12 protein-coding genes are annotated in these 12217 nt (G+C 35.4%); 8 read left to right on the top strand and 4 right to left on the bottom strand.

Translation table 11 applies throughout. The features are described 5' to 3' along the window. Nucleotides 1-5: 5 nt before the first annotated feature. Nucleotides 6-344: a hypothetical protein gene (locus V7149_RS17640; protein WP_335346915.1), complete on the bottom strand. Its 339-nt coding sequence runs from the start codon at nucleotides 342-344 to the stop codon at nucleotides 6-8. A gap of 289 nt (nucleotides 345-633) precedes the next feature. Here V7149_RS17640 and V7149_RS17635 point away from each other — a divergent pair, with 289 nt between their 5' ends. Next, entirely contained in the window at nucleotides 634-1236 is a 603-nt protein-coding gene (locus tag V7149_RS17635; RefSeq protein WP_335346914.1) for a cell wall hydrolase, read from the top strand. A gap of 39 nt (nucleotides 1237-1275) precedes the next feature. On the opposite strand, the gene V7149_RS17630 is transcribed toward V7149_RS17635, so the two are convergent. Next, nucleotides 1276-2151: a metal-dependent hydrolase gene (locus tag V7149_RS17630; RefSeq protein WP_335346918.1), complete on the bottom strand. Its 876-nt coding sequence runs from the start codon at nucleotides 2149-2151 to the stop codon at nucleotides 1276-1278. Nucleotides 2152-2339: 188 nt separating this feature from the next. Between V7149_RS17630 and V7149_RS17625 the strand changes: the two genes are divergently transcribed. From V7149_RS17625 to V7149_RS17600, 6 genes are all read left to right on the top strand, one after another. Continuing rightward, nucleotides 2340-3920 carry a peptide chain release factor 3 gene (locus tag V7149_RS17625; RefSeq protein WP_335346913.1) on the top strand — a complete coding sequence of 527 codons (1581 nt, stop codon included), beginning with the start codon at nucleotides 2340-2342 and terminating at the stop codon, nucleotides 3918-3920. Nucleotides 3921-4139: 219 nt separating this feature from the next. Continuing rightward, nucleotides 4140-5519, top strand: coding sequence for a Na+/H+ antiporter NhaC (gene nhaC, locus V7149_RS17620; RefSeq protein ID WP_335346912.1), 1380 nt, complete (start codon nucleotides 4140-4142; stop codon nucleotides 5517-5519). Nucleotides 5520-5667: 148 nt separating this feature from the next. After that, a complete protein-coding gene (locus V7149_RS17615) occupies nucleotides 5668-6141 on the top strand; it encodes a hypothetical protein (RefSeq protein ID WP_335346911.1) in 474 nt (157 codons plus the stop codon). Nucleotides 6142-6291: 150 nt separating this feature from the next. After that, nucleotides 6292-7554 (top strand): DUF5667 domain-containing protein, encoded by a 1263-nt coding sequence (locus tag V7149_RS17610; RefSeq protein ID WP_335346910.1) that lies wholly within the window; start codon nucleotides 6292-6294, stop codon nucleotides 7552-7554. 130 nt (nucleotides 7555-7684) lie between these two features. Next, nucleotides 7685-8440, top strand: coding sequence for an RNA polymerase sigma factor SigI (sigI, locus tag V7149_RS17605; protein WP_335346909.1), 756 nt, complete (start codon nucleotides 7685-7687; stop codon nucleotides 8438-8440). Beyond that, the gene (locus V7149_RS17600; RefSeq protein WP_335346908.1) at nucleotides 8437-9648 is read left to right on the top strand and encodes an anti-sigma factor domain-containing protein; all 1212 of its coding nucleotides are present in this window, start codon (nucleotides 8437-8439) and stop codon (nucleotides 9646-9648) included. The genes sigI and V7149_RS17600 overlap by 4 nt, the downstream gene beginning before the upstream one ends. An 81-nt stretch (nucleotides 9649-9729) precedes the next feature. Here the strand turns inward: V7149_RS17600 and V7149_RS17595 are convergent, their stop codons facing one another. Next, nucleotides 9730-9927, bottom strand: coding sequence for an alpha/beta-type small acid-soluble spore protein (locus V7149_RS17595; RefSeq protein WP_335346907.1), 198 nt, complete (start codon nucleotides 9925-9927; stop codon nucleotides 9730-9732). A gap of 239 nt (nucleotides 9928-10166) precedes the next feature. On the opposite strand from V7149_RS17595, the gene V7149_RS17590 reads away from it, so the two are divergent. After that, on the top strand, nucleotides 10167-11528 hold the full coding sequence (locus V7149_RS17590; protein ID WP_335346906.1) for a TrkH family potassium uptake protein: 1362 nt from the start codon (nucleotides 10167-10169) through the stop codon (nucleotides 11526-11528). A 38-nt stretch (nucleotides 11529-11566) separates the two neighbouring features. Here the strand turns inward: V7149_RS17590 and V7149_RS17585 are convergent, their stop codons facing one another. After that, nucleotides 11567-11917 carry a DUF3905 domain-containing protein gene (locus tag V7149_RS17585; RefSeq protein WP_438824127.1) on the bottom strand — a complete coding sequence of 117 codons (351 nt, stop codon included), beginning with the start codon at nucleotides 11915-11917 and terminating at the stop codon, nucleotides 11567-11569. Nucleotides 11918-12217 lie beyond the last annotated feature (300 nt).

The raw sequence follows: 12217 nt of genomic DNA, 5'->3' as shown, positions 1-12217 counted from the left end.
AACTTCTATTGAGCACGGCATATATTACTCCAAAATCCTTCGATACAAACCTTATATCTCGGAACATTGCCATCTCCTCCGCCGTAAGCATATTTTGTGCAGTACCAGCAAAGGGGCTCCCCATTAGTTGATTCATCATCGTTAAGACTGTTTATAGTTGCGTCCGGCCCATCGAACTTTAAATTTGATTTCTCTTCAATTGTGGTGAATACTTGTCCAGCTTTGATGTTTTCTGAATCTACACCTTCTGCATTAAATGGCTTTATCACATCGTTTTGTGATGCAAAAGCTTGAGTAGTTACTACGAGCATTAAAATTAGCAGAATGACAATACTCCTTTTCATACTAAATTCCCCCTTATATATTCGATTAATAGTAGAATAACTTATTTTTCCAATTAAGAAATGGTTCGAAACTAGTAAATACCTTTAGTGCTTAATAACTAACTATTATGAAACATCTCATTAAAATGAATATAAGCTATTGGTTTTTCCTGCTTATTCCTTTCATTCCATGGAAAATATTAAGGAGTGTTGACTAGGGCTAAAGTATGTTACGGTTATATATGTTGGCACATAACTTGCATAGAATTTCAACCATACAAATAAGGCTTTTCTAATAGGAGGAGATATAATGAAGAAACTTGCAGTAGCTATGCTAGCAGGATTCATGATGCTCTCATTCCAATTTATCCAATCTAAGGATACACATGTTAATGCTGAAACATTAGATCATGTAGATATATATACTGTTCAAAAAGGCGATTCCCTTTTTAATATTGGAGTGAAATACGGAGTATCTGAGATAGAGTTACAGGAAATAAATTATTTAAAGTCGAACAAGATTCACCCTGGTCAAAAGCTAATTTTACCTAAAACAATTTCAAGGGCTGAAAAAGACCTCCTTGCGAGGCTTGTACATGCAGAGGCTAAAGGAGAGCCGTATGAGGGAAAGGTTGCAGTCGCATTAGTCGTATTGAATCGGGTAGAAGACGACCGATTCCCGGATAAGATTAAAGATGTTATATATCAAAAAAGACAATTCCAGCCTGTTGATAATGGAGCGATCAATGAGCCTTCTGATAAAGATTCTAAAAAGGCTGTGATGGAAGCTTTAGCTCTTCAAGGACAAGGTGATGATTCAATATTTTTCTTTAATCCTGATAAAACAGACAGTAAATGGTTAAGAACAAAAAAAGTAACAACCGTAATTGGCAATCATAGGTTCGCGAAATAATGGAATTAGTGGAAAAACAAAGATGAGGTTTTATAGCCCTCATCTTATTTCATTTTTCTCAATATATTCAAATAAAAATGATTGTCCATTACGATAAAACCGCGGGTCATATAAGCCGAGACGCTCCTTATCGTTTACGAGAACAACGAATGGGGACCATTCATAAAGAGTTTTTGCTTCTGGACGCTCATCAAACAATTTGTCTAAATCGGCTTCGGCTGCTGATTCAAGAACATATTGAACTTTTTTGTCTTGCAAAAGATTGTCTTGAAAAATAGTCACCTGATTATCCTTCATCGTAATAACAGAAAAGGTCCATGGAACAAAACCGGCAGAAAGAGCCACTTGCTCATATTGATCATCATATTGTTTGTAGATTATATACCCTTGAGCTGTTTGAACAATTAGATGTAAGGCAATGAATGCCCAGGCAAGCTTAAAATAATAAGGAGACTTTATTTTCTCTTTTCTTGAAAAAATAAAAGCTATTCCTAAAATTCCCCAAAATACTAAATCTACGATCGGGATCGTCCCAAATGTAATCCTTTTAGAGAAAAACGGCTCTAAATACCCAGTTCCCCATGCATTAAAAAGATCGCTCGTATCATGTATAAAAACTGCAAGCCATCCAAGCAGGAATAATTTCATATCTTTAATCTTAAAAAAGATCAAACAAATGAGTGAAAAAAACAGGGCCCAAAAAGGTGTTAAGAAAACAGAGTGAGTAATTCCTCGATGCCACATTTGATACAGGCCCTCTGTATCCCAAAACCTGGATATGACATCAATGTCAGGAATTAGACTTGCACCGACCGCAGTTACAAGATAAGCTCTTTTATGATTTTTATCCAATTCCTCTTTATTAACAGTCCCATACAAGGCAAGTCCGAATAAAGTATGAGTAATCGAATCCAGCAGGATCACCTCCAGAAAGAAATATTCTTAGTCTAAAATATAACTTAATTATAGACACAATTTGCCTTCAAAGCTATTTTTAAAACCATTTGCAAAATGTCTTGTGTAATATACAGTATTGCAATATGTTTTTTAAAAATGATAAAATTAAAGGTACGATTAAATTTGAAAGTCAGTGAGGAAATTACATGGGCAATAAATTAAAAGAGGAAGTATTATCACGCAGAACTTTTGCTATTATATCTCACCCGGACGCAGGAAAAACTACCTTAACTGAGAAGCTCCTTTTATTTGGAGGGGCCATTAGGGATGCTGGGACCGTAAAGGGAAAGAAGACGGGAAAATATGCAACAAGTGACTGGATGGAAATTGAGAAGCAGCGGGGAATATCCGTTACGTCCAGTGTGATGCAATTTGACTATAACGGGGCACGTGTTAATATCCTGGATACACCTGGACATCAGGATTTCAGTGAAGATACGTACCGGACATTAACTGCTGTTGACAGTGCAGTGATGATTATTGATTCAGCAAAAGGGATAGAAGAGCAGACATTAAAGCTTTTTAAAGTTTGCCGAATGAGGGGCATTCCTATCTTTACTTTTATTAATAAACTGGACCGGCAAGGAAGATCTCCATTAGAGCTTCTAGCAGAGCTTGAAGAAGTAATGGGTATTCAATCATATCCGATGAATTGGCCAATCGGAATGGGGAAAGAATTCCTTGGCATTTACGATCGTTTTAATAATCGAATTGAGCAATTCCGCGTTGAGGAGAAGGATCGCTTCCTTCCATTGAATGAAGATGGGGAAATTGATGGTGATCATACTATAAAGGATTCAGGTCTATATGAGCAAACACTCGAAGAGATTATGCTTTTAAATGAAGCTGGGAACGAGTTTTCTGTTGACAAAGTGAAAGAGGGGGAGCTTACTCCAGTTTTCTTTGGAAGTGCTTTAACAAACTTTGGGGTACAAACTTTTTTAGAGTCCTATCTGCAGTTTGCACCTCCTCCGCAAGCCCGAAAATCAACTGCTGGGGAAATTGATCCTTTATCGGAAAGCTTTTCAGGCTTTATTTTTAAAATCCAAGCTAATATGAATCCTGCACATCGTGATCGTATTGCTTTCCTTAGAATTTGTTCTGGCCGATTTGAGCGCGGGATGTCTGTAAATATTCCTAGACTAGGCAAACAAATAAAACTAGCTCAGTCTACCCAATTCATGGCAGACGATAGGAGCACAGTAGATGTAGCTGTCAGTGGAGATATTATCGGGATATATGATACTGGAACATATCAAATTGGTGATACGTTAACATCAGGAAAAGATCAATTCCAATTTGAACGGCTTCCGCAATTTACACCAGAGCTTTTCGTTAAGGTTTATGCGAAAAACGTGATGAAACAAAAACATTTCCACAAAGGGATTCAGCAGCTAGTTCAAGAAGGAGCAATCCAGCTGTATAAAACCGTTAAAACCGAGGATTTACTTTTAGGAGCTGTTGGACAGCTTCAATTTGAAGTGTTTGAACACCGAATGAAAAATGAATATAACACAGAAGTCATTATGGAAAGAATTGGATCTAAAATTGTTCGCTGGGTAGATGGAGATAATGTGAATGAAAATCTTTCAAGCTCAAGAAGCCTTCTTGTCCATGACCGATTTGATCATAAAGTTTTCTTATTCGAGAATGATTTCGCGCTTCGCTGGTTCCAAGAAAAGAATCCAGAAGTTAAATTGTATAATCCTATGGATTCAGAGCATTAAAAATAAAAAGAAAAACGGCTTGCTAAAGGAGCCGTTTTTCTTTTTATGATCTAAACAATACTTTTCTAGTATGATAATAATTTTGTAGGAACCCAGGATAAAACAAATGATGAACTTGACATAAGGCTGAAAAAACACTATATTAATATTATGATTTATACTTTAGTGCTAAAAAGCGTTCAAGTGTAAATGTTATTGGAAACAAAGGAGAGTCACATCATGGAACGTATACAACAAGCAATAACTCTAAGGCCTTTGGAAGCTTTTTTCATTACAGCCATAATATTAGGTGGAATCAGCAGTACGATCATTTTTTCTGGTGTAGTCCCTCATATACCGATTGTCTTGGCTATTATGTGTCTAATAGGTTTTGGACTTTTAAAGAAAATAAGTATGAGAGATTTAGAGGATGGCCTTACAAGTGGAGCAAAATCCGGTCTTGGGGCTATTTTTATTTTTTTCTTTATTGGCATGTTAATTAGCAGCTGGATGGCAAGCGGAACGATTCCAACTTTTATTTACTTAGCGTTAGAAGTTGTGAACGGGAAGTTTTTCTATGCAATTGCTTTTGCCGTGTCCTCTATTATTGGTCTAAGCATTGGCAGCTCATTGACGACAGCTGCAACGATTGGCGTTGCATTTATGAGCGTATCCTCCGCTCTAGGCTTGTCAGAAGCATTAACGGCTGGAGCGGTTATCTCAGGTGCCTTCTTTGGGGATAAGATGTCTCCGCTATCAGATACAACGAATCTGGCATCGATGATCGTTAAGGTGGATTTATTTGATCATATAAAAAATATGGCTTGGACTACTGTGCCTGCATTTCTCATTTCATTCGTCCTATTTGCCGTTTTATCTCCTGCAGAGGCTGTTTCGAATTTTGCTCAAATCGGCTTATTAAAGCAGACTTTAATCGATCAAGGATTTGTTCATTGGTATTCCATTGCCCCCTTTTTAATATTAAGTTATTTAGCGATAAAGAAAGTTTCAGCCATTACAACTTTGTCTGCAAGTATTTTATCGGCACTATTCATTAGTTTCTTTGTACAAAAGGGCTTTGACTTAAATAAAATGATGAATCTTTTATATTTTGGATTTCAATCTAATAGTGGTGTAAAGGAAGTGGATTCCCTATTAACAGGGGGAGGAATGGAAAGCATGATGTTTTCCATTTCATTAGTCTTGCTGGCTCTCTCAATGGGCGGTTTGTTATTTAAATTAGGAATATTACCTGCATTATTAGAGGGAATAAAGGGCTGCTTAAATCGTGTTCCAGCATTAATTGCCTCAACTGCCGGAACTGCCATCGGCATTAATTTTCTTCTTGGGGAACAATATCTTTCTATCCTCTTAACAGGAAAAGCTTATCAAGAAGCTTATGAAAAAGCAGGATTACATCCAAAAAGTCTTTCAAGGGTGCTGGAGGATGCCGGAACTGTTATTAATCCACTCGTTCCATGGGGAGTTTGCGGTGTATTTTTAACCAGTATTTTAGGTGTGGATACGATTAGCTATTTACCTTTCACCTTCTTTTGCCTTTTATCTCCTATTATAACTATTTTTTATGGTATTACAGGCTTTACTATTGTGAAAAAGTGAAAGAACTGCTTATTTTAGGCTGTTCTTTCACTTTTTTTTGAAATTTTGTCAATGTTGCAGGAAATAAATTGGAAATTATTTGGGATGCGAAAATATTTAACACTGTTCCAGAGCAAAATAACACTATCGAAACTTGGCTGGTGATAAAATGAAAACATTTACAAAATTGGAAGCTGTATTATGGAGTATTGCTCTGCCTGGATTTAGTCAGTTATTATCGGGACATTTATGGAAGGGCATTTTTTTAGTTGTGCTCGAATTTATGATTAATGTGTTCAGCAATTTTAATATGGCCATCATGTATAGCTTTATGGGGGAAATTGATAATGCAATCGAAGTGACTGATTTCCAATGGTTAATGTTTTATCCATGTTTATATATGTTTGCTATGTGGGATGCCTATCGAAGTGCAATGACAAAAACCGAAGAGTTTTCCTACCTTCCATTTGTCTTTAGTGCCTATTTTATTACAGTAGGGCTAATGTATTCAACAAAACTAACCCTTTTTGGGGTGTTATTTGGACCAGTATTTCTACCTATGCTTTTTTTAATTCCAGGATTAGTTATTGGGTTTCTAATAAGGTGGTTAATTTTAACAATTAGGAAACAAAGTGCTATATAGTGTTTTTAAGCTTTAACAACTGTTTTTGTTAAGGCTTTTTTTGTGTTTATTAATTTTTTTATCTAATAACCCCCAAAAACCATCTAATCACCTCCGTACAGTTGTAGTGAAAATAGCGGCCGCTAAGAAAATAACTATGAGGTGAAAAAGATGAAATTTTTATCAACTAAGGAATTAAACAAAATAGCAAAAGGAACTTTAGCATTAGTCTTAGCAGGAACTTTCACGTTTTCTGCCTCCCTAGCATCGGCAGCCGAAAAAACAGAAAACCAAGAACCTTATCAAACGGTAGTTTTGGACAATCAAACAAGTGAAAATAATGTCCAAACTGAAAATAAAGAATTAGATGCGGAAACGAATAATCAGGAAAGTACAGAAAATGTAGACAGTGCTGAAAAGCCATCACTAGTTCCTGGAAACTTTTTCTACTTTGCAAAAATTGCTTTAGAAAAAATCAAATTAGCTCTTACCTTTGACGATGAAAAGGAAGCTAAATTACTTGCAACCTATGCAGCAGAGCGCCTAGCTGAAGCTGAAGCACTTTTTGCAAAGGAAAAAGAAGAAGAGGCAATGAAAGTAATTGAAGAAGCGCTAAAAAATTTATCAAAAGCAGAAGATCAAGTGAATAAAGAACAAGAAGACACTACGAGCGAAGAGTCTGTTGAAAAGGATACAGAAAAAGTAGAACAGACAGAAAAAGAAAAGACTGATGCTGAAGAAGTGGCTGCAAATGATGAAGTGACGGTTGATGTAGATAAAGCAGATAAGCCAGCCGGTGAAATGCAAGAATTAATGTCACAAAACATTATTGCTTTAAAAGCGGCACTGGAAAAGGTAAAAAATCCAGTTGCAAAGGCTGCACTGCAAAAAAATATTGATAAAAGCTATGCGAAACTAGCGAAAAAGATTGAGAAACTAAACAAAAAATATGGAATAGATGAAGAGTCAGAGGCTATCACCGAAAAAGCAGAGGCAAATGACGAAGTAAGCAAGGATGAGAATACAACTACAGATAAAACAGCTCAAGAAGTTGTAACCAGTGATAATGATGAAGCTGTTATTCAAGAGAAAACTACTCAAGCTGAAGGGGAAAATAAGAAGCTAGAGGAAAAAGCAAAGAAAGCTGAGGAACGTGCTGAGGCGAAAAAAGCACATGAATTAAAGAAGCAGCAAGAAAAACAAGCTCGTGAATTAGCAAAAGCAGAAGAAAAACAAGCTCGTGAGGTAGCTAAAGCAGAAGAAAAACAAAAGCGTGAAGCTGCTAAACAAGAAGCAAAGCAAGCTCGTAAGGAAGCAAAGGAACAACGTGAAGAATTAAAAAAAGCCGGAAAACAGGCTCAAGAAGCAAAGTATGATCACAAACACTCACATAAAAAGGATCATGAAAATAAAGGAAATGGGAAAAACGACTAATTATTTGTAAAGATTTATTAATTTATAAGAAAAAGAGGACTTAATTTAAGTTCTCTTTTCCTTATCATGCAGCCAACCCTTAAAAAACGTTCCTCGCCATCGTATGATATAATGTGTTTTGGATAAAGAGGTGAGGCTATTGCTAGGTTTGTTGTTCATGGCAAAAAAACGAAAAAAAACAATGGAAGAAACAGTTTATTTAATTCAGCAAGGCGATACGAACCTTCAAAATGAACTAATAAATTCATATAAACCATTTATTGCTAAGACCGTGTCATCCGTTTGTAAAAGATTCATACATGACTCAGATGATGAATTCAGCATAGGTCTAATAGCTTTTAATGAAGCGATTCAAAAATATTCTCCTGAAAAAGGGAGTTCATTAATAAGTTTTTCTGAGGTCTTAATAAAACGAAGGGTTATTGATTATATTCGGACTCAGTCTAGGCACCAAATATTGAAGCTAGATTACACGGCAAATGAAAGTGAAGAAGATCAGACTGGAAATGCGATTGAAAATGAGCTATCAATAATTGATTACAAAAGGAAAACAGATGAAGAATCAAGAAGGGAAGAAATCCTTCAATTTAATGAAGTTCTTCATCAATTCGAGCTTTCGTTTAATGATTTACTTCAGCAATCTCCAAAGCATGCGGATGCAAGAAAAAATGCAATGATGGTCGCACAATTAATTGCTGATCATAGTGAGCTTAAGCATATTTTACTTGAAAAGAAAAGATTGCCCATTAAACAGCTTGAAAACTATGTTTCTATTAGTAGAAAGACAATTGAAAGAAATAGAAAATACATAATTGCTATGTCACTTATTTTAATTGGTGATTATGTGTATTTAAGGGATTATATTAAAGGGGTGTTGGAAACGTGAAAACTGGAATAATAATGGAGATAAATGAACGTTTTTTAACGCTATTAACCCCAGAAGGTGAATTTCTGCGTGCGGCAAAACTTAATAGACAATACGAAATTGGTCAGGAAATCGATTTTTATCCACTAAGTATCGATAATACCAATAATCGGACATTATTTACCTTATTTTCGACCTTAAAAGCTAAAGCCATAATTGCAGCAGCTATTGTGATCATACTAGTAGGTACTTCTGTTTTTACTTTTAATGGTAATAATGAGGTTTATGCCTATATGTCTATTGATAGTAATTCAAGTATTGAATTAGCGATTAATGATAAGTTCCAAGTAATTGACATTTTGCCTTACAATGAAAAAGGGGAACAAATAGTTAAACATATACATGATTGGAAGAAAAAAGATATTCAGGACATCACGGGTCAGATTATAAAGGAAATTATAAATCAAGGGTATGCCAAAAATAATTATGAGATCGTTATTGCCACTGTGAATACAAAGAAAGACAATAAAGCACTTGAAACGAAGTTGAATGAAGAAATTACTGAAATAAAAGAGACTATTCAAAAGGAAAAGCTTGATGTAAAGGTTATGGATGCATCCCCAAATGATAGAAAAGAAGCAAAGGAAAAAGGACTATCCATTGGATCATATAAAGAAACTCAATTGAAAAAGAAAACTGAAAACAATTCTGGGTCACATAAATATAACAAGCAAGAAAATAAGAAGCCGGATCAAACTCAAAAGACTAACAATACAGAAAACGAAAAAAGTCATAATAGTGAACATTCTACTATCCCCCCTGGTCAGCTAAAAAAAGAGCAAGATTCTAATCAAAGTAATAAATCTGACCAAGCAAACAAAAGTCAATTTGAAAAAGCAATCCCTCCTGGTCAAGAAAAAAAGGAGGATCGTGTCAAAAATAACAACGGTAATAAACAGGAAAATGTAAATGAAAATAAAAATAAAAATGAGCATCAATTAGAAAAAAATAAGCACAATAACAAAGAGGGAAATCCCTCCAATCAAAGAGGGAATGGAAAAGAAGCCCAATTAAACTCGAAAGGTTACTTGCATAATAAAGGAACATCTAATTCAAACCAAAGAAACGGATCAGACAGAAGTAATAGGCATCATGACAATGACAATAGACATAACGATAAGAATAACAAGGATTATGATAAGGATAAGAAGGATAACGATAGGGATTAACATAAATTGTAATGAAAAGTCCGGTAAAGGGAACCGGACTTTTTTTGATCCATCATGTATTCAGTTCATATACACTTAAAGCTAGAGATTATTTCCAGACATACTCGCCTGTGCTTGCTTCACTAGTCTCTTTGTAATCTCCCCGCCTACTGAACCATTTGCTCGGGAGACGGTATCCGAACCAAGCTGAACCCCAAATTCTTCTGCAATTTCATATTTAACTTGATCTAAATATTGCTCTATTCCGGGAACTAATAATTTATTGCTGCTATTTGCCAATTTTTCTCAACTCCTATTATTGTTTAACAGAGGTTATTTATTTCTCTGTAATTGTAGTATGTTTATAAATGGTCAATTCATAAGTGGAAATATTTTTCGTAATAGCAAATAATATGTGAACTGCAAAGTATTATTTAATTTCTAGCTGTAAGATAAAAAATAATTAGAAATGACTTTCATAATAAAGATTAATTCTTTATGATAGAGGGTATGAAAAGAAAGGAAAGGAAATTTAATTCATGTGGAGAAAGGCAAAAGTCCGTTTAGGTAGACTAACACCTGCTCAGGTTATAACAAGCTATTATTTACTGGCAGTTACAATTTCAGTATTGCTTCTTAGCATTCCATATGTACATAAACCTGGTGTAGAAATTGATTTTATAGATACGGTATTTACTGCTGTAAGTGCCGTGAGTGTGACAGGTTTAACTGTTGTAGATATATCAGAGACCTACAGTGTATTTGGATATTTTGTCATTATGATTGTCTTGCAATTCGGCGGTCTGGGAATCATGGCAATCGGCACGTTTTTCTGGATGCTATTAGGGAGAAAGATTGGCCTGCGGAGTAGACGTCTTATAATGATAGACCACAATCAAATTTCATTATCTGGTCTTGTACATTTGATTAGAGAAATAATCAAAATTATCCTTTTAATTGAACTGCTAGGGGCATTAATCCTAGGCTTTCATTTTTTGAAATATTATCCTACATGGGAGGATGCATTCCTTCATGGTTTATTCGCCTCGATTAGTGCAACAACGAATGCGGGAATAGATATAAGAGGATCTTCACTCGTTCCCTTTGCAGGTGATTATTTTGTTCAATTAATTAACATCCTATTGATTATCCTCGGAGCGATAGGCTTCCCAGTATTAATTGAAGTAAAGGAATATTTATTTAATAAAACTGAATTAGAGGGTCGTTTCCGATTTTCATTATTTACGAAGCTTACAACCATTACTTATGCCGGCCTCCTGATTATAGGAACAATATTCATATTACTGTTAGAGTTTAATCACTTTTTGAAGGGAGTTACATGGCATAAAGGCTTTTTTTATGCGTTTTTCCAAGCCGCTTCAACGAGAAGTGCCGGTCTTACAACGATGGATATTAGTGAGTTTACAATGCCTACCTTATTGGTCATAAGTATTCTAATGTTCATCGGCGCTTCACCAAGTTCAGTAGGCGGGGGTATAAGAACTACGACATTTGCATTAAATATCTTATTTATTTTTCATTTTGCAAAAGGAAATAGGGATATTAAGATATTTAACCGTGAGCTTCACCAAGATGATATTCTTAAATCTTTAGCCATTACAATATTAGCGATGGTCATGTGTTTTATATCTGTTGTTATTCTAAGCATATCTGATAGCCAGCATGAGCTTATTGCCATTATAGTCGAGGTTTGCTCTGCTTTTGGTACAACGGGTCTTTCCATGGGGATTACGGCCGATCTAAGCAGCTTTGGAAAATGCATTCTAATGGTCCTAATGTTTATTGGAAGAATCGGGTTAACATCCTTCTTATTTATTATTGGCGGTAAAGAGAAAAAGACAAATTATCATTATCCGAAAGAACGAGTGATTATAGGGTAAAGAAAGAGGGGCTGTCCTTATAAGACAGCCCCTCTTTCTTAATCTGTTCCCTTACTTACATCATGAGTAGGGTGCATAAAAGGAACTCCTTGTGGCCGTTTTTTTCTTTCCAGCAGATCTTTGTTTTCTGACGTATTCCAGCCAATATCATTCGTCGGATGAACCCATTCATCACCAGCCATAATGGATGGATCCGTGTCCTTGCTCCAATTTTCTAAAGGGGAATTTTCTGAAGAATAGAAGCTATCACCGATGACAACGCCAAGTGAATTTTCAAAGGGTGCTTCCATTTTAATCCCTGTTCCCTTGAAACTAGGCGCTTCAATTTGATGCGGCAAAGTCTCATCAATGCCAATATTCTTTCCAACATCCTTTTCCTTTTTATCCATTTCATTCATCCCTTTTCTTGTGTATAGAAAATAGCTGGTCTTTTTTTAGGGTTTGTTGATTCAGATGATTTATAAGCCGTTTCAAATTGAAATTTAAGGGAATTTTTTTTTGAATGAAAAAATATTGTAAGAAAACAATAAGAATGTACTATTTCCAATAGGAGGCTTCAGTCATGGCAAAAAGAAAAGCGGAATTTGATGCTGCTCTAAAACATACGAAAACCCCAAAGAAAAATTTAGAGGAATCAGAATTCTCTGCAGAATTTAGCCAAGGTGAAAACCCAATGAAAGGGGCAAACC

It is taken from the genome of Bacillus sp. JJ1503, assembly GCF_036965125.1.
Classification (GTDB): Bacteria; Bacillota; Bacilli; order Bacillales; family Cytobacillaceae; genus Cytobacillus.
This window is presented reverse-complemented; position numbering and strand designations above follow the sequence as displayed.